20 protein-coding genes are annotated in these 22,928 nt (G+C 64.7%); 12 read left to right on the top strand and 8 right to left on the bottom strand.

Annotation, left to right across the window (positions count from 1 at the left end; genetic code table 11):
* Positions 1-12 precede the first annotated feature (12 nt).
* A complete protein-coding gene (locus ACT4ML_RS11215; protein WP_138243343.1) occupies positions 13-375 on the top strand; it encodes a hypothetical protein in 363 nt (120 codons plus the stop codon).
* Positions 376-420: 45 nt separating this feature from the next.
* Here the strand turns inward: ACT4ML_RS11215 and ACT4ML_RS11210 are convergent, their stop codons facing one another.
* From ACT4ML_RS11210 to ACT4ML_RS11200, 3 genes are all read right to left on the bottom strand, one after another.
* Positions 421-1,767, bottom strand: coding sequence for a tryptophanase (locus tag ACT4ML_RS11210; RefSeq protein WP_444720938.1), 1,347 nt, complete (start codon positions 1,765-1,767; stop codon positions 421-423).
* A 131-nt stretch (positions 1,768-1,898) separates the two neighbouring features.
* Positions 1,899-2,627, bottom strand: a complete 729-nt coding sequence (locus ACT4ML_RS11205; protein ID WP_444720937.1) for a sugar ABC transporter substrate-binding protein — start codon at positions 2,625-2,627, stop codon at positions 1,899-1,901.
* A gap of 153 nt (positions 2,628-2,780) precedes the next feature.
* Positions 2,781-3,959 (bottom strand): aspartate kinase, encoded by a 1,179-nt coding sequence (locus ACT4ML_RS11200; protein ID WP_444720936.1) that lies wholly within the window; start codon positions 3,957-3,959, stop codon positions 2,781-2,783.
* A gap of 216 nt (positions 3,960-4,175) precedes the next feature.
* Between ACT4ML_RS11200 and ACT4ML_RS11195 the strand changes: the two genes are divergently transcribed.
* A complete protein-coding gene (locus ACT4ML_RS11195) occupies positions 4,176-4,613 on the top strand; it encodes a hypothetical protein (RefSeq protein WP_138243336.1) in 438 nt (145 codons plus the stop codon).
* 169 nt (positions 4,614-4,782) lie between these two features.
* On the opposite strand, the gene ACT4ML_RS11190 is transcribed toward ACT4ML_RS11195, so the two are convergent.
* Complete coding sequence (locus tag ACT4ML_RS11190) at positions 4,783-6,384, bottom strand: DNA-directed DNA polymerase II small subunit (protein ID WP_444720935.1); 1,602 nt, start codon at positions 6,382-6,384, stop codon at positions 4,783-4,785.
* Positions 6,385-6,605: 221 nt separating this feature from the next.
* On the opposite strand from ACT4ML_RS11190, the gene ACT4ML_RS11185 reads away from it, so the two are divergent.
* Together ACT4ML_RS11185 and ACT4ML_RS11180 are read left to right on the top strand one after the other, a co-directional pair.
* Positions 6,606-7,505 (top strand): S26 family signal peptidase, encoded by a 900-nt coding sequence (locus ACT4ML_RS11185; RefSeq protein ID WP_444720934.1) that lies wholly within the window; start codon positions 6,606-6,608, stop codon positions 7,503-7,505.
* A gap of 87 nt (positions 7,506-7,592) precedes the next feature.
* Positions 7,593-8,570 (top strand): S26 family signal peptidase, encoded by a 978-nt coding sequence (locus ACT4ML_RS11180; protein WP_444720933.1) that lies wholly within the window; start codon positions 7,593-7,595, stop codon positions 8,568-8,570.
* Between the two features lie 332 nt (positions 8,571-8,902).
* Here ACT4ML_RS11180 and ACT4ML_RS11175 read toward each other — a convergent pair whose 3' ends face one another.
* Entirely contained in the window at positions 8,903-10,720 is a 1,818-nt protein-coding gene (locus ACT4ML_RS11175; RefSeq protein ID WP_444720932.1) for an AAA family ATPase, read from the bottom strand.
* A 1,383-nt stretch (positions 10,721-12,103) separates the two neighbouring features.
* Here ACT4ML_RS11175 and ACT4ML_RS11170 point away from each other — a divergent pair.
* The 5 genes from ACT4ML_RS11170 (at position 12,104) to ACT4ML_RS11150 (ending at position 15,366) form a co-directional block, all read left to right on the top strand.
* The gene (locus ACT4ML_RS11170; RefSeq protein WP_138246677.1) at positions 12,104-12,742 is read left to right on the top strand and encodes an Era-like GTP-binding protein; all 639 of its coding nucleotides are present in this window, start codon (positions 12,104-12,106) and stop codon (positions 12,740-12,742) included.
* A gap of 5 nt (positions 12,743-12,747) precedes the next feature.
* Entirely contained in the window at positions 12,748-13,149 is a 402-nt protein-coding gene (locus ACT4ML_RS11165) for a DUF2073 domain-containing protein (protein ID WP_090618424.1), read from the top strand.
* The gene (locus ACT4ML_RS11160) at positions 13,149-14,180 is read left to right on the top strand and encodes an OapC/ArvC family zinc-ribbon domain-containing protein (protein WP_444720931.1); all 1,032 of its coding nucleotides are present in this window, start codon (positions 13,149-13,151) and stop codon (positions 14,178-14,180) included. The genes ACT4ML_RS11165 and ACT4ML_RS11160 overlap by 1 nt, the downstream gene beginning before the upstream one ends.
* Positions 14,181-14,491: 311 nt before the next feature.
* Positions 14,492-14,581, top strand: coding sequence for a hypothetical protein (locus tag ACT4ML_RS11155; protein ID WP_006432047.1), 90 nt, complete (start codon positions 14,492-14,494; stop codon positions 14,579-14,581).
* On the top strand, positions 14,581-15,366 hold the full coding sequence (locus tag ACT4ML_RS11150; protein ID WP_444720930.1) for a DUF7089 family protein: 786 nt from the start codon (positions 14,581-14,583) through the stop codon (positions 15,364-15,366). Before ACT4ML_RS11155 ends, ACT4ML_RS11150 begins: the two co-directional genes overlap by 1 nt.
* Positions 15,367-15,561: 195 nt before the next feature.
* Here ACT4ML_RS11150 and ACT4ML_RS11145 read toward each other — a convergent pair whose 3' ends face one another.
* On the bottom strand, positions 15,562-16,140 hold the full coding sequence (locus tag ACT4ML_RS11145; RefSeq protein WP_444720929.1) for a DUF7090 family protein: 579 nt from the start codon (positions 16,138-16,140) through the stop codon (positions 15,562-15,564).
* Between the two features lie 324 nt (positions 16,141-16,464).
* Here ACT4ML_RS11145 and ACT4ML_RS11140 point away from each other — a divergent pair, with 324 nt between their 5' ends.
* The gene (locus ACT4ML_RS11140; protein WP_444720928.1) at positions 16,465-17,145 is read left to right on the top strand and encodes a class I SAM-dependent methyltransferase; all 681 of its coding nucleotides are present in this window, start codon (positions 16,465-16,467) and stop codon (positions 17,143-17,145) included.
* A gap of 183 nt (positions 17,146-17,328) precedes the next feature.
* Here ACT4ML_RS11140 and ACT4ML_RS11135 read toward each other — a convergent pair whose 3' ends face one another.
* Both ACT4ML_RS11135 and ACT4ML_RS11130 read right to left on the bottom strand, forming a co-directional pair.
* Positions 17,329-17,904 (bottom strand): DUF1684 domain-containing protein, encoded by a 576-nt coding sequence (locus tag ACT4ML_RS11135; protein WP_138246672.1) that lies wholly within the window; start codon positions 17,902-17,904, stop codon positions 17,329-17,331.
* Between the two features lie 148 nt (positions 17,905-18,052).
* Positions 18,053-18,289: a DUF7127 family protein gene (locus ACT4ML_RS11130; RefSeq protein WP_444720927.1), complete on the bottom strand. Its 237-nt coding sequence runs from the start codon at positions 18,287-18,289 to the stop codon at positions 18,053-18,055.
* A 213-nt stretch (positions 18,290-18,502) separates the two neighbouring features.
* Here ACT4ML_RS11130 and ACT4ML_RS11125 point away from each other — a divergent pair, with 213 nt between their 5' ends.
* Positions 18,503-20,878 carry an ATP-dependent DNA helicase gene (locus ACT4ML_RS11125; protein ID WP_444721149.1) on the top strand — a complete coding sequence of 792 codons (2,376 nt, stop codon included), beginning with the start codon at positions 18,503-18,505 and terminating at the stop codon, positions 20,876-20,878.
* Positions 20,879-21,052: 174 nt separating this feature from the next.
* Positions 21,053-22,924, top strand: a complete 1,872-nt coding sequence (locus tag ACT4ML_RS11120; protein WP_444721148.1) for an SLC13 family permease — start codon at positions 21,053-21,055, stop codon at positions 22,922-22,924.
* Positions 22,925-22,928 lie beyond the last annotated feature (4 nt).

Genomic DNA, 22,928 nt, shown 5'->3' with positions numbered 1-22,928 from the left:
AGCCACCGCCGCATGGCACTCAAAGGGTTACTCAGCGGCAATCCGTCGCGAAACGCCAAACTCTACCTCGGGATCGGTCTCGTCTCGCTGGTGAAGGCGGTCGCGGTCCGCAACGACCGAAACCGGTTCCGCCGGGAACTGACCGACGCCGCTATGTTCATCGGCGTCGGCCTCGCGTTGCGCCAGTACAGTCAGCTCAAAGCCGAGAAACGACAGGAGCTCGAATCACAGGTCCCCGACTGGGCGATCGACATCGCGACCTCCGAACAGGCCCAGCAGGGCGTCCGGAGCCTCGCGAAACAGCGGATGGGACGGCAGTCCGAACCGGAGCCGAGCCTGAAGGATCGGGCCCAGCGCGCGCTCTTGAGTCGCTGATCGCGGTCCCGGGACCGCTCGTGCGGTCGGTCGCGTTTTCAGCACTCAAGACGAAATCGGCTCGAGGTCGGCCGTAAAGTGACGTAACTCGCGGTTTTCGGGTTCGGAGACGATCTCGAGTCCGTCGACCGCCTCTCGCTTCTCGAGGACGGCTGCGGCGGTCTCCGCGACGTGTTCGAAGTGTTCGGTGTGATACGTACGGCGCGGCACCGCGAGGCGGACCAGTTCCGGTCGGTCCGTATCGGGGAACGCGAAGCTCCCGAGTTCGACCCCGCGGACGCCGCCCTCTCGATACAGTTCGCAGACCAGCGCCTGCCCCGGGAACTCGTCGTCCGAGAGATGGGGGAGCGCCGCGCCGGCGTCGAGGTAGACGGCGTGGCCGCCGGGCGGCGTGTAGATCGGCACGCCGGCGTCCTCGAGCAGCGCGGCGAACTCCCGGACGCCATCGAGGCGGTCGGCTACGTACGCTTCCTCGACGGCCTCCCTGAGGCCGACGGCCAGTGCGGCGACGTCTCGCCCGGACATCCCGCCGTAGGTCGGAAAGCCCTCGTAGAGGATCGCTCGCTGCTTGCACCGCTCGAACAGCGCCTCGTCGTCTGTCGCGACGAAGCCGCCCGCGTTGGCCAGTCCGTCCTTCTTGCCGCTCATGACGATGGCGTCGGCGGCGGAGAGCTGTTCGCGTGCGATTTCGTCGATAGCTGCCTCGGCGAACTCCGCTTCGCGCCGCCGGACGAAGCCGGCGTTCTCGGCGAACCGGCAGGCGTCGATAACGAACGTCGCACCGATCTCGTCGGCGAAGTCCCGCACCCGACGCGTGTTCTCGACGGAGACCGGCTGACCCGCCGTCGAGTTGTTCGTGATCGTCAGAACGACCAGCGGCACGCGCTCGGCACCCACCTCGTCGACGACCGAGCGGGCGCGCTCGAGCGAGAAGTTTCCCTTGAACGGTGCATCGGACTCGAGGTCGTGAGCCCCTTCGGCGGGGCAGTCGACCGGGTCGGCCCCCTGATTCGCAACGTGGGCCCGCGTCGTGTCGAAGTGGGTGTTGTTGAGCGCGACGTCGCCCTCCTCGAGGAGGGTGCCGTAGAGGACGTTCTCCGCGCCCCGTCCCTGATGGGTCGGCACGACCCGCTCGAACCCCATCACGTCCCGGACGGCCGACTCGAGTTCGTCGAAGCTCCGCGAGCCGGCGTAGGACTCGTCGCCGCGCATCAGCGCCGCCCACTGGGCGTCGCTCATCGCACCGGTACCGCTGTCGGTCAGGAGATCGACGAAGACGTCCTCGGCGTCGAGATTGAAGGCGTTGTACCCGGCTTCGGCGAGTGCTCGTTCGCGCTGGTCCCGCGAGGGGAGCCGGATTCGTTCGGCTACTTTCGTCTTGTACGCGACCATACCCACGCAACGCCGTCGCGCGTGTTCAGTCTAGCTGAGAGTTCGTGTTCATCGATGAGTCGAACCGTCCGTTTCGGACCGGATCGGATCACCGACGGGCGAACGTAGCGACGGACCGTTGTGCGACCCCATCAGTCCCCGTCCGCGCCGGCGCGACCGAAGGCGTCGGTATCGATTCGCGTCGTCGTCGGGTCGGGACCGACGAGTTCCAGCTCGTCCGCCGTCCCGTGGGAAAAGCTGAGCGACCGGTCGGACGCGGAATCGTCGCTCCGAGCAGTGTCTCGAGTGTCCGTCCCCGCGGCGCTTCGGGACTCTGGCACCGGTCCGCCGTCGCCATCGGCCGCAGCAGCCGGTTCTTCGGAACCGGTCGGCGCTTCGGCCTCGAGTATCACCCCGGACTCGAGCGGCGCTTCGGTCTCGTCGGCAGCGGCCGTCTCGTCGGACCCGACCACGCGCTCGGCGACCGCGTTGAGTTCGGCGGCCGTCGACTCGACGAGGCCCTCGTCCTCGCGGCCGGCGACCGTCGGCTCGGCGACGACGGCCGCCTCGAACTCCTCGAATTCGGACGGGGATGCTCCGTCGATCTGATCGGCCGGCGCGTCGGTCGAGTCGGTCGAGCCGTCGGAGTCCCGGTTCTCGAGCTCGGCCGCTCGAGTCTCAGTGGCCTGGGCCTCGAGGTCGGCGAACAGTTCGGCGGCCGTCGTGTCGTCGACATCGATCCGGTCGTCCGGGATCGTATCGTGTGCGCCGCCGTCGGCGGCGAGTTCGTCGGGCGATTCGACGCCGAACTCGGCCAGCACCGCGTCGGGATCGGGGTCGATCTCTTCGAACACGTCCGTGCCCGGCTGCTCTGTGCTCATAGGAGCGACTCCCATACCGTTCCCCTTCGTTACGACCCCGTTACCGAGATTTCGAGCGGCTAATCAACGACTAAAACAGTGTCTCGCTCGCGAGAACGTCGCCGCGAAATCGGCCGACGGGATCGGTTCCGGTCCCGACTCGAGGCGCGCTCCCTAGAACAGGTCCTGGGTCAACTCGAGGGTCTCCTCGCGGTCGTCCCAGTTGACGAAGAGGGCGACGCTGGTCGCGCTCGTGATGATGTCCTGCAGGTGGATGCGTGCCTCGGCGAGGGGGTTGACGATCTCGCTGATGATCCCCGGCTGGTTGGGGAGTTCGCCGCCGGTCACGCGGATGACGGCGATCGGCGAGTCGACGGTGACACTCGAGAGTTCGTCGCGGGCGATGACCTCGCGGTGGAGGATGTTCTCGGCGCGTTCGGCCTCCTCCTCGTCGATGTAGAACGTGATGGTGTCCATTCCGCTGGCGACGGCGTCGACGTTGACGTCGCTCTCGTGGAGCGCCTCCGAGAGGTGATGGAAGATACCGGGCTCGTTTCGGATCGCCCGGCCGGCGACGGTCAGGCAGGCCAGCGGCCGCTCGCGCAGGTCGACGAGGTTCTTGAACTCGCCTTCGATGCTCGTCCCGCCCGAGAGCAGGTCGCCGTGCTGGTAGTGGACGACGCGGACGTCCAAGTTGCCCTCCTTGTAGGAGAGCGCGGAGGGCGCGACGACCTCGGCCCCGCGGAAGGAGAGGTTCCGGAGTTCGTCGACCGAAATCTCGCCGACGTTCCGGGCCCCTTCGACGACGTGGGGGTCGCCGGTCATGACGCCCTCGACGTCGGTCACGATGACGACCTCGTCGGCGTCCATGTACTTGCCCATCATGACCGCCGTGGTGTCGCTGCCGCCCCGTCCCAGCGTCGTGATCGAGCCGTCCGGCCCCTCCGCGAGGAAGCCGGTGATGACCGGAACCGTACCGTCGAGATCCGCCGCGACCTCCGCGGCGCGTTCTCGAGTCTCCTCGACGTTGACCTCGCCGTACTCGTCGGTGACCACGGGCCACCGATCGCTGCCGGGCTCGAGGAAGATCGCGTCGATGCCGCGGGCAGACAGCGCGGCCTTGAGCATGCGAACGGAGGTCCGCTCGCCCATGCTGACGATCTGGGCGCGGTCGGCCTCGTCGGTCTCGAAGGAGATTTCGTCGAGCAGTTCGTCGGTGGTCGACCCCATCGCGCTGGCGACGACGGCGATCTCGTGGCCGTCCTCGACGGCCGCGGCGATCGAATCCGCGGCGCGGTTGATCCGGTCCCCGCTACCGAGACTCGTCCCGCCGAACTTGGCTACGACGCGCATGCCGACACCTCACTGGCCGCGTGCGTTACGGTGGTATGACTCATACTCGGTCCGTTACCAGAGCGTGCAGATAACTGTGTCCCATCGTTCGCATTTTTATCCGCCCCCGCTCGAGCGCGGGGCCGCCCGACCGGGCCGACGATCGGTCCCGAACGATCGCTATCGATGGTGATCCGCGACGGGATTTATGTTCGTGCGCCGCATTACCATACGTCGATGAACGTACGGGACGCACTCGAGGCCGATGCCGACGCGCTCGCGTCGATCGCCGACTCCCCGACGGACGTGATGCGGAATCTCGTCCACGACCGGACGGTGCGCGTCGCGGAGGACGGGAGCAACGATCCCAACGCGGACGTCTCGGGATCGCAGTACGACGGCTCCGATCCGGAGGACCTGCTCGGCTTCATCAGCTTCGACGCGCGCGAGGACACCGTCCACGTCACCCAACTCGACGGCACGGACGAGGCCTGCAAACGGCTGCTGGCCGAACCAGTCCGATTCGCCGAACGCGAGTCGATGGCCGTCGAAGTGCTGGCGTCACAGGACGCCGACCCCATCGAGAACGCCGCCGAAGACCTCGGCTTCGACCGCCGCGGCCGGGGCCCGCGGTTCAACGGCTCGCCGACGACGCGGTTCCGACTCGAGCCATAGCAGCCTCGAGAGAGCAACGAGCAAGAACTCTGTACTGCGAGTGAGTGCCGAAGGCACGAACGAGCAGGCCGACGACTGACCCGAAGCGCAGCGGAGGGGAAAGAGGAGTGCTTTTGATCGAAATTTTGCCGAGGGAGCGGCTTCGCCGCGACCGCAGAGCAAAATTTCGTTAGGAGAACTTCTGGACCGTGACGTCGAGCGTGTCCAGATCGACGATCGGTGCGAAGCCGGCGTCGGGATCGATGTTGACGCTCTTCTGGAAGTCGGTCTGGGCCTGCCAGCAGCCGGAGTTGATCGCGAGCACGTCGTGGTACTTGCCGAAGCCGAGTTTGTGGACGTGGCCCGTATGGAAGATGTCGGGTACCTCGTCGATGATCAGATAGTCTTTCTCCTCGGGTGCGAGCCGGGTGTGGCCCCCGAACTGGGGCGCGACGTGGCGCTTCTTGAGGAGGTGGTACATCGCCTTGTGCGGGTCGTCGTAGCTGGCTTTGTCCTCGGGCAGTTCCGCGATGACCTCGTCCAGTGAGACGCCGTGGTACATCAGCACGGAGACGCCCTCGACGGTCACCATCGACGGGTTGCTGACGATCTGGGGGTCGTGTGCGGACATGATCTCCCGGAGCTCCTCGTCGAAGCCGGGCTGGGGTTCGGCGAGGCGGACGGCGTCGTGGTTCCCCGGAATCATGACGATCTCGATGTCGCCGGGGATCTTCTTCAGATGCTCGCTGAACGCCTCGTACTGCTCGTAGATGTCGACGATGTCGAGTTCGTCGTCCTGATCGGGATAGACGCCGACGCCCTCGACCATATCGCCGGCGAGCAGCAGGTACTCGACGTGTTCGGCCTCCGGCGTGTGCAACCAGTCGGCGAAGGCGTTCCACGCGTCGGCCATGAACTCCTGACTGCCGACGTGGACGTCGCTGATCAGCGCCGCCTGCACGTGGCGGTCCGCCGTCGACGGCTCGTGGGTCCGCGGAACGTCCGGGAAGTGCATCGAGTCGACGAAGGCGATCCCCGAATCGTCCGCCAGCGTCCCCTCCATCGCCAACACCTCGTCACAGAGCAGTTCGTCGACCAGATCGACGTACTCCCGATCCTTCATCACCAGCCACGGGAAGGTCCCGGTCGCGTCCTCGAGTTCGACCAGCCAGTGGCCGCTGGCCGTCGAGCGGATGTCGTTGACCAACCCGACCATCGCGACCTCGCTGCCGCCCGGCATACTCTGAATTGCCGTCGCCGGTCGGTGATTGATCCGCCCGCGCAGTTTCGCTCCGAGTCGATCGAGGCGATCCCGAAAGACGGAGACGAAGTCGCTGTATTCGCCCGTTCCCGTGCTCTGGCCGGTCATATCGCCGACGATCTCGACCGACCGTTGGGCCGGATCGGCGGACCGGTTCGCCGACGGAGACCCCTCCGTTTCAACTGGAGCGGGATCGGCCCGTTCACCGCCGCTGGCCCCACCAGTTCCAGTCGAAGCGGAGGGGGTTGGGGAGGGGTCCGTGGAGGAGTGGTCTACAGGCGTGGGACCGTCTCCGACAGCGGCGGACTCGGAACTGGGTTCGGCCGAGCCGCCCGCGTCGTCCGTCGAGAGGGCCGCCTCCACGTGCTCGGTACGGACGACCAGCGCGTCGTCCGGGATGTCCTCGAGCACGCGCTCGAGGGCCGCGCCGGGGTCCGCGGCCGACGCGAGCCGGGTCACCGCCTCGCGTTCGGCGTTGTACCCGCGGCTCGTGAGTTCGCTGACGATCCGAGCGGGGGCCTCGAGTGGCACACACCTCGCATTCGCGAGGGAGGCAAAAAGGGTAGCGACTCGCCGTCTCAGACGGGCGTTTGTCGGGCGATTACTGAGGAAAGTGGCGGGCAGAGAAGAGGCGGGAGCAGCGCAACACGGGCAGGAGCGACCGGCGTCAGCCACCCGCTCCCGCGTGGGGCTCGCCCGCGAGGGTGCGTTCGTCGGAAGGTTAATGTCTCGGTCCGCGAAATCGACTGCCGATGGACGGTCCCGACGGCGAACGGAACGGCGAGCGGTCCGACACTCGCGAGGAACGTTCCGATGGGGACTCGTTTCCGGCTGATTCCTCCAGTAATCGCGACTCGGATGCAACCGATCGCCGACCGAATCCGGGCGCTCGAGCGCGAGCCGATCGCGACGAGACGGTCACGATCGAGGACGACGGGATCGTCCGCTGGCTGCTCGAGACCGACGACTGGACGGTCACCGTCGGTCGAGATATCGCGACGTGTCTCGCTATCGTGGCGGTCATCAGCCTCCTCCTGTTCGGCATCAGCGGCGTCTGGCCGGCGTTCGTCGCCGTCGAGAGCGGGAGCATGGAACCGAATATCGCGCAGGGAGACCTCGTCTTCATCGCCGACGATGACCGGTTCGTCGGGAACGGTGCCGTCGCGGGAACCGGTATAGTCACGTTCCAGAGCGGGCAGGCGACCGATCACGAGAAATTCGCCACCAGCGGGGACGTGATCGTCTTCCTGCCGAACGGCGATCCGACCGAGACGCCGACGATCCACCGCGCCCACTTCTGGGTCGAGGAGGGCGAGAACTGGATTGAGACCGAGGCCGATCCCGGTTTCACGAACGGTGCGACCTGCAACGAGATCGTCTCGTGTCCGGCACCGCACGACGGCTTCATCACGAAAGGCGACGCCAATCCCGGCTACGACCAACTGCCGCGGTCGGGCGCGGACACGACCGTCGTCAGCGCGGACTGGGTCACCGGGAAAGCGATGACTCGAGTCCCGTGGATCGGCGGGATCACGTTGGCGGTCGGCTCGGTGCGGTCGCTGACCGGCGTCGGCTCGATCGCCGTCCTCGCCGGGGCGGGCGTCCTCGCACTCGTTCTGTTCGCGATGGCCGCCGGCGAGCGCGACCCGTAACGGTATCGATGGCACGGAGTCGCCGCCGATCGGTACCGACTCGTTCGAACAGAAAGTTGATTGTCGGGCCCGGTAAAACGGGTGACGATGAGCGGTTCTAACTCCGGGAATTCCCCGGACGATTCCGGCGACAACGATCGCGAGCAACGGGATCGAAGCGCCGGCGCGTCACAGCCACCACCCGCGGCCGAGGAACCGTCACGGAACGATCCCGAGTCCGTTTCCGATTCCGACGCCGATGCCGTAACGATCGAGAACGACGGCGTTCTCCGCTGGTTCCTCAAGACCAACGACGAGACCGTCGTGATGGCTCGAGACGTGCTGAGCAGCGTCGCCATCGTCGCGGCCGTCGGTCTCCTCCTGTTCGCGGTCAGCGGGATCTGGCCGCCGCTGGTCGCCGTCGAGAGCGGGAGCATGGAACCGAACATGCACACGGGGGACCTCATCTTCGTCGTCGACGACGACCGATTCACCGGTGATAACCCCGCTGCCGGAACTGGCGTCGTCACGCTCGAGAACGGCCAGGAAAGCGGCTACGATAAGTTCAGCAACCCCGGAGACGTGATCGTTTATCGACCGAACGGCGATACGGCGGAGACGCCGGTGATCCATCGCGCCCACTTCTGGGTCGAGGAGGACGAAAACTGGGTCGATACGAAGGCGAGCGAGGAAATCGTCGGCGACGCGACCTGTGCAGAAGTCACTACCTGTCCCGCCGATCACGCCGGCTTCGTCACGAAAGGTGACGCCAACGACGGCTACGATCAGTACGGGAACGGGATCAGCGACGTCGTCAAACCCGAGTGGGTCACCGGCAAAGCGATGTACCGGATCCCGTGGCTCGGCAACGTCCGCCTGACGTTCGATAAACTCCTCGGCGGGATGCTCGCTCCCACGTCGCCCTCGAGCCAGTCTCTACAGGACCCGGCATCGGCGACGATGACATCGACGCCGACCGGTCCCGATGCTCCCGGCTCCGGCCTGCACGGTGAACTAGCCGGCGTCGTCGGCATCGCCAGTGTCGGAGCCGGTGCCACGGTCGCGATCGGCCGGTCCCGTCGCTGAGTCGGCCGCGTGATCGCTTCGACTCGTCTCGTTCCGTTTTCCCGCTCTCTTTCTCCCTGAGCATCCTCGTACTCGCTCGTCGCCCGACTCGTTCTCCCGCGTCCATCTCGATGTGGCGAGCCGATTGGGTACCGACGACAGTCAACGACGGCGACAACGGTCTAGAGTAGGACGGTCTCGAGTGGAAGGAAGGGGGTTGCCGCGAACCGATATCGAGTCTGCTCGCCGACTCGAGTAGGTCGTGAGCGGCGAGCGGTCACGCGGGACGAGTGGCGAGAGAGTGACATTGAACGGGAGAGACAGTGGTCGACTGGCCGACGGGCGGGGGTTCGTCAGTTCTCGAACCGTGCCTGAACGAACGGCTGGATGTCGTCGATATCGCTCAGTCGGGAGTCGCTCAGTAAGACGGCCTCCGTCTCTTCGAGTGGAACGGAGAGACTGATCTCCTTGGTCCGGCCGTATCGCCCCTTCGAGACGACGACGGCGTTGACGATCCCGAGCATGTCGAGTTCGCTGATGAGATCCGTCACGCGCCGCTGGGTCAGGACGTCCGCGTCGATCTCTTCGCAGAGGCGCTTGTAGATGTTGAACACCTCGCCCGTGTTGATGCTGTGGACGCCGTTTTTCTCGAGGAGGATGATCGCGAAGAGGACGAGCTTGCTCTGGGTGGGCAGGGTGCGGACGACCTCGACGACGCGGTCGAGTTCGATCTTGTCCTGGGCCTGCCGGACGTGTTCCTCGATGATCGTTTCGGCCTGCGATCGCTCGGCCAGTTCGCCCGCGGTCCGAAGCAGATCCAGCGCGCGTCGCGCGTCGCCGTGTTCCTGCGCGGCGAAGGCCGCACACAGCGGGATCACGTCATCGGAGAGCGCGTTGCCTTTGAACGCGACCTCCGACCGGTGTTTGAGGATGTCCCGCAACTGATTCGCGTCGTAGGGCGGGAAGACGATCTCCTCCTCGCCCAGGGAGGACTTGACCCGCGGATCGAGGAAGTCGGTGAACTTCAGGTCGTTCGAGATGCCGATGATCGACACCCGCGAGTTCTCCAGTTCGGAGTTCATCCGCGAGAGGTTATAGAGCGTGTCGTCACCGCTTTTCTCGACGAGCTTGTCGATCTCGTCTAACATGATGACGACGACCCGCTCGTCGTAGTCGACGGCGTCGAAGAAGACGCTGTAGACCCGATCGGTCGGCCACCCGGTCATCGGCACCTCCTCGAAGGAGTCCTTGTCGGCCTCGAGTTCGTCGATCCGGTCTTCGACCTCGGATCGGCTCCCGAACGGCGTCGACTCGAGGGGGTGCTCCGGCGGGAGCGTCGCCGACTCGGTCGTCGCCTCGTCGCGATCGGAAGCGTCGGTATCCGTCGGCTCGGGGTTCTCCGCGGGCGATGTATCGGGCGGCTGTGATGACTCGTCCGAAGACCCCCCTGCTTCGAGTGGAAGATCGCTCGACGTCGCGTCGATGTCGCTTATATTGTCTCCAGTCGAAATGTCGGTCTCCGACACTGTCTTCTCGGTCTCTGTTCGCGTCTCCTCGCTCGAGACGAAATCGAAGGGGTCCGATGCCGTTCCCTCGTCAGTTCGATCGGTCGAGTCGGCCGCGTCAGCACGCCGGCGTTCCGCATCGGCGTCGTACTCCTCGAGGGCCTCGAGCAGCGACTCGAGGTCCGCGACTCGATCGTCGATACGCTCTTTGTTCTTCTCGATGAACTTGTTCGCGAGCTGTGCGAGCACGCGGTACTGGGTATCGGTGACCTCGCAGTTGATGTACTCGACGTCACACGGGACGCTGTACTTCTGGGAGGTGCTCTCGAGTTCCTTGCTGACGAACTTCGCACTGGCGGTCTTGCCGGTCCCCGTCTTCCCGTAGATGAGAATGTTCGACGGCGTTTCGCCGCGGAGCGCGGCGACGAGAATCGTCGCCATCTTGTTGATCTGGTCGCTCCGATGGGGGAGTTCGTGTGGCGTATAGGACGGGCGGAGGACCTCCTTGTTCTCGAAGATCGGTTCTCCGCTGAGAAGGTCGTCGAATAACCCCTGATTCGACTCTTCGTCGCCGAGATCCGCGTTCTCGAAATTCGACGAGAACCCGCTCGTTCCGTCGACCTCGACCTCGTCTGAGCCAGTGATCTCTGAGTTATCGTCTGACATCCGTCATTCAGCACCCCCTTATTTCGAGTGGAACGCCGGACCGGGGAGCAGGAATATTACGGTATGATGGCCTCCGTGGGATGATCCACGGTTCCAGATACCCGATTCGGGTCCAGTTGATGCAAACGAAACAGAGGAAAACCACGCTAATAAAGCCTTCCCTTCCCCCCTCGTTCCGATCGACCGAACTGTTTCGCCGCCACGTCTATCGGTCTCTGAAAGTCACGTCCGGTGTTCGATCGCGACGCTGCCGAACGATATCGTTTGAAGATGAATATATAATTGTACGTGCGTACGAGCGACACGAGGATGTTCTCGCTCGAGACGAAACGGGACCGGTCACGGTGAAGATCGGGATGCGTGTCAATCCGCCGCTGTTCTCGTCAACTCCCGGTCGTGGTGACGACCGAAACGGTGTCCCATTGGGGATCGTTTCGAGTCGACGGGACTCAGTTACATAGGGTCTCTTCTCTCGAGCGAGTACAGCGACTGCTACTGTGTGCGAAGTTCGTATCAGGATTCGACCCGCTGGTTGACCGGTGGCTTGGACTCCCTCTCTGTTCAGGCGATCTGTGAGTCGATGGCGAGATGACTCATTCGGGAGGTATCGGATTCGAACTGTGTCTTTGCATAAGATATCAGTCAGGTTCATGCGATCAGACGGAGAACGATCTCGGAGATCGAATTAGAGTGTGTTCCATGCTAACAGTTAGCTCCCAAGGGTGGAAGCCCCCCACCCCTTTGTTTCGAGTGGAACGAGCCAAAGGACGGGGGAGGGGGAGGACGGCCATTTAGGACGGGAAGCTTTATTTTGATAGGCTAGAAACAGTATCCGCAGAACTAGCAGACCAAATAATTCTACTAGAGTTGTTTTTGTTGTTGCTAGTTCCTGCTAGAATCGGTTCTCATTGTTCCATGAGTTACTAGACCAGCGTCTGGGTTACTAGAACCGTCTCTTTCAACCGATTCGTCCGTCTCATCCCCCTGAACGGCGGCTCGAGTCGAAAGGAGGGTGAGGAACCACTCCAATCGCTCCGAATCAATCCGTCCGACCAGCCACGCCCTCGACAGTCTCCAGTTGAAACAAAGGGGTGGGGGCTTCGAGATGGTCTCCGGAGTACTAGAATGATATTTATTCTCACTTCCCTTTCTCTGTTGCTGGCCGAGAAACTATCACAATGCGTACTCGTCTCGAGTGAGAGCGCCGGTATCGTTCTTCGGCGACGAGTATCCCGATTATCGAAATTCGACTCATCTTCGCAGCAACTATCTCGGCTACTAACAACTCTTTTACATCGAATTGTCTACATGTCTGACGTAGGCTTAAGTGAGTCCAGTTTGTAGTACGCGCAACTGCACCCCGCGGTGCTGGAGGCCCCCACGATGGGACTGTTCACAGAACTCAAAGATAGTATATCTCGGGCTACGGATCGCCTGTTTTCGGAACAGGAGCCCAAACGAATCGGTATCTACGGTCCGCCGAACGCCGGCAAGACGACGCTCGCGAACCGGATCGCGCGTGACTGGACTGGTGACGCGGTCGGCGCGGAGAGCCACGTCCCTCACGAGACGCGTCGCGCACGCAGAAAAGAAAACGTCGAGATCGAACGGAACGGGAAGACGGTGACCATCGACATCGTCGACACACCGGGTGTGACGACGAAGGTCGACTACGAAGAGTTCACCGACGAGATGGAGAAAGACGACGCCATTCGACGCTCCCGCGAAGCGACCGAAGGTGTCGCCGAAGCGATGCACTGGCTGCGGGAGGACGTCGACGGCGTTATCTACGTGCTAGACAGCGCGGAGGACCCGATCACGCAGGTCAATACGATGCTGATCGGCATCATCGAGTCCCGCGATCTCCCCGTCCTCATCTTCGCGAACAAGATCGACCTCGACGAATCGAGCGTCAAGCGGATCGAGGACGCCTTCCCGCAGCACAAGACGGTGCCGCTGTCCGCGAAGGAAGGCGAGAACATGGACGAAGTGTACGACAATATCGCGGAGTACTTCGGGTGATTACGATGCCAAAAGCTACCAATGCGGATGATTCGGACGCACCCGACGGCGTGCAGATCGACCTGATCAGCGGCGAGCGCATGGACGGGATGGCGACGATGGAGAAGATCAGGATGATCTTGGACGGCGTCCACGACGGGAACATCGTCATCCTCGAGGAAGGGCTCACTCCCGACGAGGAGAGTCGGCTCATCGAGGTCACGATGGCCGAGATCAGCCCCGACGAGTTCAACGGGATCGAGATCGAGACGTACCCCAAATCCGAGACCCGCGATTCGTCGTTGCTCGGCCGCATCATGGGGGGTGACGAGACGGAAGCGAAGCTGACGGTGATCGGCCCGGCCAATCAGATCGAGACGCTCCACAAGGACGAAACGCTCATCAGCGCGCTCGTGTCCCGTAACTAATGCCGCATCAGTGTACGAACTGCGGCCGGACGTTCGCCGACGGCTCCAAGGAGATGCTGTCGGGTTGTCCCGACTGCGGCGGGAACAAGTTCCAGTTCGCGCCGACCGCGACGGCCGCAGCCGAATCGTCCGCCGGAACCGAGACGGACACTGACGACTCGGGATCGGTCGACACCGCGAGTACTTCGGCACAATCCTCGGCCGGCGAGTCGGACGGCGTCGCGACTCGAGCCGCGGAGACGGTTCGTGACTGGATGTCGACCGGTTCCGGCGACGAGCCGACGACCGACGCCGCCGAGCGATCGCGTTCGGACGACTCGACCCCGACGTCGGCAGCCGCAGCGAATCAGTCGTGGCCCGCGAGCGAGGACGCCGCCGCTCCGGAGTCGGACACGTCGCCGGACGGCGAGTTCGACGAGTGGCCGGAGACGGCTCGACGCCCCGAGGATCGATCCGGGTCGCCGGACGAGACGGCCGCTGACGCGGCGACCGAGGCGGGGTCGGCCGATCGAACGCGGTCCGACGGCGACTGGCCGGACCAACCCTCGAGCGGGCCGACGGCTACGATGGCGGACGACGAGAATTCGGCACAGGCCGACGCCCGGAGCGCAGTCGTTCCCTCGGACGATCTCCCGTCACATTCCGAGACGCCCGGTCGTGATTCCGAGACGGCCGGCCGAGACGGGTCCGAACGCGATCCCGACGCCGGACGTATCGCCGATACGCACACCGAAACCGGACCCGAGACCGAAGCCGCGACCGGAACCGGGGCCGACGACGATGACGACCAGCCCCCGGAGCACGGGCGCGTCGTCAGCGAACCGAGCGGCCAGCGCCCGTCGATCGAGGAACTCCGGGCGGAGCTCAACGAGCAGTTCGAGAGCATCAAGATCGTTCGGCCCGGGCAGTACGAACTCAACCTGATGGAACTCTACAACCGCGACGAGTACATCATCTCCTTGCAGGAAGACGGGCGGTACGTGATCGACGTGCCGGATTCGTGGCACGCCGGCGACGACGGCGAGGACTGAGCGGCCCGGTTCGCGCTCCGCTCGCTGCCCGCATCAACTTCGCCGCGGACGCCGTCGTGTCTCCGGACAAGCTCGTGAGAACACCAGAGCGTTTCGACTGCGCTTTTCCGTTGATCGATCGGGACAATCCGTTTCCGCAAACGTTTCGCTCCATACGAAATGATGGCTGGTTCACATCGCCGACGTCCCCTGCGTCCGACTCGCTCGAGCGCTCGAGCGAAACCGAGGAGAGCGCTCTCGTGGCTCACGGAGAGGCGGCACACTGAGCGGAGACAGATGGATTTAAGCGACGCGGAGACGACCCCACGCACATGAGCACCGCAACCAAGGTCGTTCTCACCACGGTCGCCGCATCGGCGCTGCTGTCGATTCTGCTCGTCTTCCAGAACGCACTCGCCTGATGTTCGAGGCTCGAGCGCTCTCGGACCGGGTCGAGGCCGTCCGGGAGGCCCGCGTCCCCGACGTACAGGTCCTCGACTGCGAGCGCGACTTCGAGACGCTGAACCCGGCGCTTGCCGAGGATCTCGGGCTTCTCGTCGACGCACTCGAGCCCGCGAGCTATCCCGCCGAGTGGTTGCCCGACGACGCCCCGGCGTTGCTCGCCCGCTACGCCGGGTCGGATCTCACGATCGGGATGCCGGGCGACGGCAGCGTCGTCTGGACCCGACAGACCCAACCGCCGGTCGTGCTGGTCAAACCGCGCGTCGAGGGCTCGCCCGACGCGTTCGTCGACTTTCTGATCGCCGAGGCGCTCGTCCAGGTCGATCTCGACCTTCCCGAACATTTCATCGGCTTCTTCGAGGAGTCGTACCGCGACCTCGACCGGGCGGTCGCGCTCGATCCCAACGGCACCTATCAGGTCGCCGCGGCGCTGTACGACGGCTGGGTCGGGCTCCAGACCCGCGAGGTCTTCGCGGAGTGGCACGACGACCATCCCGAACTCGCCGACGCGTGGCAGGACGCGGGGACCCGACTCGAGGACCGCGTTTCGGGGCTTCCGCGTGCGGTCGCGCGCGGCGACACCGAGTTCGCGGACGCGACGGAACTCGCCTGCGCCGCGATCAAACACGCGATCGAACTACCGGCCCCCTTCGCCGCACTGGACACCGAGGCCTATCTCGACCACGGCCCCGAGTACGCGATCCAGTGGGCCGAGAAGACGTTCGACTCCCTCGCGGACGAGTAACCGACGACAGTTCGCCGTTTCTATCGTCGTTTTTCGACCGGGCGTATCCGAGCACCGGCGATCTGTGAGTCCAGCGTTCTCGTGCGGATCGCACTCGGAAAACGGGACTCTCGCTATCGTGGTGGCGGAAATCGCTACGGGGTAGATTCGGTTGCCGCGGCAGGTCGGACCCTGAGAATCACGTGGCGCTCGCGTTCAGAACTCGGCGTCGACGCTGCCGTCCTCGTCGAGGTCGATGATACCGTCGAACAGTCCGCGGAACTCGTCGACGACCGCTTCGTCGTGGGGTTCCTCCGAGAGGTGAAAGAGACCGACCGCGTCGTGGTCCGCGAGCAGTTCGAGAATTCGCTCGACGGCCTCGAGCGCCTGTTCGTCGCCGGCGTAGTAGGCGAGTTCGGTGACGGAGTCAAAACTGATGCGGAGTTTGCCGTCGTGCTCGTCGAGGAAGCCGTCGATGTGTTCGACGATGCCGTCGATGTCGTCGGGTGCGGCGACGTAGTGGACGGTGTCGCTCGAGCGCCGCGAGTAGCCGCGTTCGATGCTGAGCGTGTCCAAGATTTCGGCGCACTCCTCGTCGACGTCGTAGTGCTCGAGTTTCTGTCTGACTTCGCGGGCGGTGGTTCGCGTGGAGATGACGAGGAAGTTGTCGGTATCGGTCTTGAGGAAATCGGTGTCGATGCGGTCGGTCTCTCCGGTGCTCGGGTGGAGGAGGAGCACGCCGGTCCCGCCCGGTATCGTGTCCGGGGTGCCGTCTATTTCAAGCGTGTAGTCCATATTGGCGTCAACAACTTTGGGAACTCCCTTAAGCGTGCGGATGTCCGTTCCGACGGAGTCGCGGCTGACGGTCGTCGTGGGAACTCCGGTGAGTGGAGGAAGGGTCTGAAAAACTGGCGAGGGGTTGGGACAGCGGACTCACCGAGCGTGACACGAAATCCGGATGCCCGCGGATTTCGAGTACCGACGACCCTTCACCTCCTAGTTTTTAGGCTAACCTAAAGTATCTATCGGTGGTTCTCCGCTCGGTGAGAACGGTGGGGCCGACTCGAGTGGCGCGGCCGATGGGAACGCGTTTAGGCCCGCGGGGCCCATGTTTTCCGTATGAGCGTACGCGAGGAGTTCGACGACTGGGCGGCGAGCGGCCGCGACAGAGGAATGGAGGAGCGCCACTGGCACACCGCAAAACACGCGCTCGCCCGGATGCCCGTCGAGTCCGGCGACACCGTGCTCGATCTCGGCTGCGGGAGCGGCTACGCCGGCCGAGCGCTCCGAGATACCAAGGGCGCCGGCCGGATCTACGGCCTCGACGGCTCGCCGGAGATGGCCCGCAACGCCGCGGGCTACACGGACGATCCGAACGTCGGGTACCTCGTCGGCGACTTCGACGAGCTGCCGTTCGCCGACGACTCGATCGACCACATCTGGAGTATGGAAGCGTTCTATTACGCCGCGGACCCCCACCACACGCTCGAGGAGATCGCCCGCGTCCTCCGACCCGGCGGCACGTTCTACTGTGCGGTCAACTACTACGAAGAGAACGTCCACTCCCACGAGTGGCAGGAGTTCATCGCGATCGAGATGACTCGCTGGGATCGCCGGCAGTACCGCGAGGCCTTCCGCGAGGCGGGGCTGGCCGTCGCCGAACAGGACAACATCCCCGATCGAGAGATTACCATCCCCAGCGAGGCAGAGTTCCCCACCGAGGACTGGGACACTCGCGAGGACATGGTCGAACGCTATCGCGAGTTCGGAACGTTGCTCACCGTCGGCGTCGCCCCGTGAGCATTTCGTATTCGGCCGTTGTCGCCGACCTGTCAGCGAAAACCCCCTGATTTCGACTCGAGCCTTCGATTCGCCGCGTACAGCCCGCAACACGTCCGGTGGTTCGAGTCGAAACGCCCCTCGCACGCACGTAATTGAGAGTCACTCGAGTTGCCGTCTCGTTCCCGAGGCCGGTCGCTCGCGCTAGTCGTCCCGTTCGCCGGCCGGAATCGTTACCTCGAGCCAGTTCTCCTCGGGAGGGAGCGGACAGTCGAAGGTGTCGCTGTAGGCGCAAAACGGCGAGTACGCGAGGTTGAAGTCCACGACGATTTCGTCGCCGTCCGCGAGGTCGCCCGTCGGCTCGAGTTCCATGTACCGGCCGCCCTGGTAGGTCTGCTGGCCCGTCGTCTTGTCGCGGAACGGGACGAACAGCGGCTGTTCGTTCGGGCTCTCCTGCCGGTAGGCCGCCAATTCGAACGTGCCGTCTTCCAGGTCCTCGTTTTCGCGGTCGAGGTCGAACTCCAGCGTGGCAACGCGGAGATAGCGCATCTCGCGGCCCGCGGTGGTGTCGATCAGCACGACCTCGGGCTCTTCGTGGACCCGCGCCGTCGCGGTCACGCGGTAGGTCGGGTCCGGATCGAAGTAGTCGAGGCCCTCGAAGTCCTCGCGCTCTTCGGGCGGGATCGGCGACTGGGGGTGGTCGGCGAAGAACTCGTCTTTCTCGGCGCGTTTCGACTCGAGTTCGTCGCGCCAGCGGTCGACGTCGATAGAATCGCTCATAGCCGGAGTAGTCGACGGACCGGGGAAGGCGTTGCGCTTCGGTCCCGTTTCGAAACACCGGCCGGCTCGGTCACGGGTCGACCCCGTCAAAACACAAAACAGTGGCCAATCGATCGATCGTCCTCGCCGCAGTCGGTCGTATCGGTCGCTACTCTTCGATCGTGAGTACGCCGTTTCGCGCGGAGACATCGCTCGCCTCGGGCGGGAGCTCGAACTCGAACTGCTCGCCGTCCGCCACGATGATCGCGGTCGAACCGACGATGTCGACCGAGGTGTCTGCGGCCGAACTACCGAAATCGACCGCGATGATGCTGCCGTCGCCGTACTCGAACGTACGGATGACCGCGTCTCGGTCGACGTTCTCGAGGGATTGGGGAACCTTCACAGACGGCCGTAGGAACTCTGGTGGTTAAAGGGTCACGCTGGCAGCAACCGGTGCGTGGCCTCGGTGGGACTGTCGGACCGTGGTTTCGAGTCGCTCGAGCAACTCCCGACAACTCGATATTCGCTCCGACATCCGCTCCGGACATTTATCCCGCATGACGCGGCTACTCGAGTCCGTCAACGCTATGGACGACCGACGATGAGTACGGAGAGAATGACGAATTGGCGGACGGTGTTCGGTCACACCCAGCCCTACGAGCCGCAGGTCGACGGTATCGAGACGGCCATCGACACCGGCCGAGAGGGCGGCTACACCGTCATCGAGGGGGCCTGTGGCACCGGGAAGACGATGATCGCGCTCACCGCGGGGATCGACCTCGTGCGCGATCCGGACACCGACTACGAACGCGTGCTCGTGCTCACGAGCGTCAAACAGCAACTGCGCCAGTTCGAAGCCGACCTCGAGACGATCAACGATAACCTGCCCGCCGACTGGGACCCGGTTTCGGGACTCACGCTCGTCGGGAAGGCCGACGTCTGTCCGTATAACCGAGAGAACGCGGCGGGAATCGACGACGGCAACGTCTACGACCGCTGTGAGACCCTGCGGGATCGCACCCGCGACCTCACCGGCGAGGCCGGCGACACGACGGCCAAAAACTTGGCCGCCCGCGCCCGAAGCCAGCAGATCGGGCTGGCAGACAGCGGGAACCGGTCGAAGAATACGTTCCTCGAGACGGCGGGCGAACCCACCCCGTACCCGCCGGAGCTTCCGGAATACGGCGAGGGCGGGCCCGTCGGGGCCGAAACCGAGTACTGTCCGTTCTACGCGCAGTATCTCGAGGACCTTCCCGAAGAGGAGGAGGACGGGTCGGCCGCCGAAGCGGTTCCCTACGATTTCACCGACGCGGGGATGGTCACGCCCGAGGAACTGGTCGCTCGCTCGGTCAAACACGGCACCTGTCCGCACTCCGTGATGGGTGCCGCCCTCGGCGAGGTCGAGGTCGTGATCGGGAATTATTATCACGCCTTCGACCCCCGGACGGTCGGCTCCTTTACCGGCGCACTACTGGACGAGTCGACGTTCGTCGTCTGCGACGAAGCGCACATGTTAGAGCCCCGCGTGCGCGATCTGGTCAGCGAAGGGATCGCCGACCGCACCCTTCGTGACGCCGAAACCGAACTCTCGCGGGTCATCCAGCCGATCACGTTCGAACGCGAGGGCCGACAGGCCGAAGGCGGCTCGAAAACCGCCGACGCCGACCTCGTCCGCGGGGAACTGAACGACAGCGACGTCTCGTTCGAGGAACTCAATCGAACCCTCGAGTTCGTCCAGGACCTCCGCGAGGAACTCGATCGGCGGGTCACCGCACACCTCGACCGGAACTACCGGGGCTGGCAATCGAACCTGAACGACCTCCGCGACGAGGAGATCCCGCTCCGCGATCCCGGCGTCCCCGCCGAAGACGAACTCTCGGAGTGGGCGAGCGAAGCGGGACACGGCGACGCGGAGTGGGTCCGCGCCGAGGCCGTCGGCGCGGTCGTCGAGCGGGTCCTGAACGAGGCCGAAGACGAGGACCGAACCCGCGCCGCGCCCGCCGTCGGCCGCGTGCTCGGCGAGTGGTACCGCCGCGGTCACACCGACTACTTCCGGGAGATCGAACTCGAGCGGACGTGGGACGACACCGAGCCGCCGGACTCGTGGCGGCGGGCCTACAACGCCCGACTCGCCCTGCACAACTGCGTTCCCAGCGACGCGATCGGCGACCGGCTCGGGATGTTCGGCGGCGGGATTCTGATGAGCGCGACCCTCGAGCCGATGGACGCCTTCACCGAGGTGACCGGGCTCCAGTACCTCGCACGCGAGGAAGACCGGCCGGTCGTCGAGCGCCGATACGGGCTCCACTTCCCCGCGGAGAACCGCGAGAGCTTCGCCGTCGCCGCGCCGAAGTTCACCTACGACAATCGCGGCGCTCGGGACGAAGACACGCAGACGCGCCGATCCTACGCGAACGCCATCGAGAAAATCGCAGGGCTCCCCGGGAACGTCCTCGTCGGGATGCCGAGTTACGCCGAAGCAGAGTGGGTCGCCGGCGAACTCGAGGGCCGCGTCGACAAGTCGGTCCTGCTCGACGCCGCGAGCGACGACGAAACCACCCAGTCGCTCAAAGACGAGTTCTTCGCCGGCGAGGGGAAGGTACTCGTCACGAGTCTCCGGGGCACGCTGACCGAGGGGGTCGACTACAGCGGCGACCGCCTCGCCGCGGCCGTCGTCTGCGGCGTGCCGATCGTCAACACCTCGAGCCCGCGGACGAAGGCGGTTCGCCGGGCCTACGACGACGAGTTCGGCGACGGCTTCACCTACGCGCTGACGGTCCCCGCGGTACGGAAGGCCCGGCAGGCGATCGGCCGCGTCATCCGCAGTCCCGACGACGTCGGCGTTCGCGTCCTCCTCGACGAGCGCTACGCCCGCGATAGCTGGGACTCCGTTCGGCCGTACCTGCCCGAGGACAGCGAGTTCCAGCCGGTCAGTCCCGACATGCTCGACGTGGGGCTCGAGCGGTTCCGCTCGCGACTCGCCTCGCAGTAGCGGGCATCGAACCGCGGGCCGGGTTTAGGGGCCGGATACATCCGTCTCGAACCGGGGGCTTCAAGCGGGGCCGGCAGGGAATCCATCCTGGTAACTGTGTCCGGACTGCTCCCGTCAGCTATCGGTGTCGCTCCGCTGGTCGCCGATTCCGGCGGTCTCGAGGTGACGCCCCAGATGCTGGTCGTGTTCGGAATTATCGCCATCGCGCTGGTGCTGTTCATTACCGAGTGGCTGCCAATCGACGTGACCGCCATCCTGATAATGGTCCTGTTGATGGTGCTCGGGGCCGACGGCGTGGTGAACTTCACCGAGATTTCGACGGGCGAAGGGACCTCGGGGTTTTCCAATTCGGCGACGATCACCGTCCTCGCGATGCTCATTCTCAGTTCGGGGATCAGCCAGACCGGCGTCGTCCAGATCCTCGGCCGCAAGATGTCCGCATTCGCGGGTGACGATCTCGACAAACAGCTGCTCGCGACGATCAGCGTCAGCGGTCCGATCTCCGGTTTTATCAACAACACGCCGGTCGTCGCCATCCTCGTGCCCGTCATCTCGGATATCGCTCACAAGGGGAAGACCTCTCCCTCGAAGCTCCTGATTCCGCTGTCCTACGCCTCGATGTTCGGCGGGATGCTCACCCTCATCGGCACCTCGACGAACATCCTCGCGAGCGACGTCTCCGCACGCCTGCTCGATCACCCCTTCTCGATGTTCGAGTTCACCAAGCTCGGAATTATCGTGTTGCTCGTCGGCAGCGTCTATCTCATGACGATCGGCCACCGACTGTTGCCCGAGCGCGTCCCCGTCGAGGAGGACTACGTGCAGGAGTACGCGATCGAGGAATACCTGACCGAGGTCGTCGTCAACGACGACTCGCCGATCGTCGGCACGACCGTCGCGGACGCTATCGATCACGTCGAGTTCGACGCCGACATCATCCAGGTCGTCCGCGACGACGAGGAGTTCATCGAACCGATCGGTCAGAAGACGATTCGGGCCGGCGACCTGCTCCGACTGCGCGCCGACCGCGACACCGTCCAGCAGTTCGTCGACCGGGAAACGCTCACCCTCTCGGGCAGTCCCGAGACCGCCGACGACTTAGAGCCCGACGAAGTGCCGGATCGGACCCTCGTCGAAGTGGTCGTCCCCCGCGGCTCGTTCCTCGTCGGCGAATCCCTCGAGAGTTCGACGTTCCGCCAGCGCTACGATGCGACCGTGTTGGCCTTCCGCAGTCGGGGCGAGACGGTCCGCGAGGACATGGACGAGCGCCGCATTCGCGTCGGCGACACGCTGTTGGTGCAGGCGGCCCCGGACAGCATCGATCGCCTCTCGCAGAACGACGACTTCATCGTCGCACACGAACCCGAAGAGCCGAACTACCGGACCGAGAAGATTCCCCACGCGGCGGCGATCATGGCCGGCGTCATCGGCTTCGTCGCCGTCCCGTGGGGGGCGGTCGGTGCGACCCTCGCCGGCGCGACCGGTATCGCCGGGCTCGAGGCGATGTCGGCGCTCTCCTTGCCGATCCTCGTGACCGCGCTCGCGGGCGTCGTCGCGATGGTCGCAACGGGCGTGCTCAAGCCGACCGAGATCTACGACGCCGTCGAGTGGGACGTAATCTTCCTGCTGGCCGGCATCATCCCCCTCGGCATGGCCCTCGAACAGACCGGCGGCGCGGACCTGCTGGGGAGTCTCGTCGCCGCAACGGGGGCCTATCTGCCGGTCCTCGGCGTCCTCTGGGTGTTCTACCTCGCGACCGGACTCATCACGGGCGTCATCTCCAACAACGCGAGCGTCGTGTTGATGCTTCCCGTAGCCGTCGAGACCGCCGACCAGATCGGCGCGAACCCCTTCGCGTTCGTGCTGGCGGTCACCTTCGCGGCCTCGACGGCGTTCCTCACGCCCGTCGGCTACCAGACGAACCTGTTCGTCTACGGCCCCGGCGGCTACAAATTCATGGACTTCGTCCGCGTCGGCGCGCCGCTGCAGTTGCTGCTCTCCGTCGTGACCGTCTTCGGCATCGCGTTCTTCTGGGGCCTGACGTAGCGAC

It is taken from the genome of Natrinema sp. LN54, assembly GCF_052439245.1.
GTDB classification, from domain to species: Archaea; Halobacteriota; Halobacteria; order Halobacteriales; family Natrialbaceae; genus Natrinema; species Natrinema versiforme_A.
Note: the sequence above shows the minus strand (reverse complement) of the source record. Positions and strands in the feature narration are given on the sequence as shown.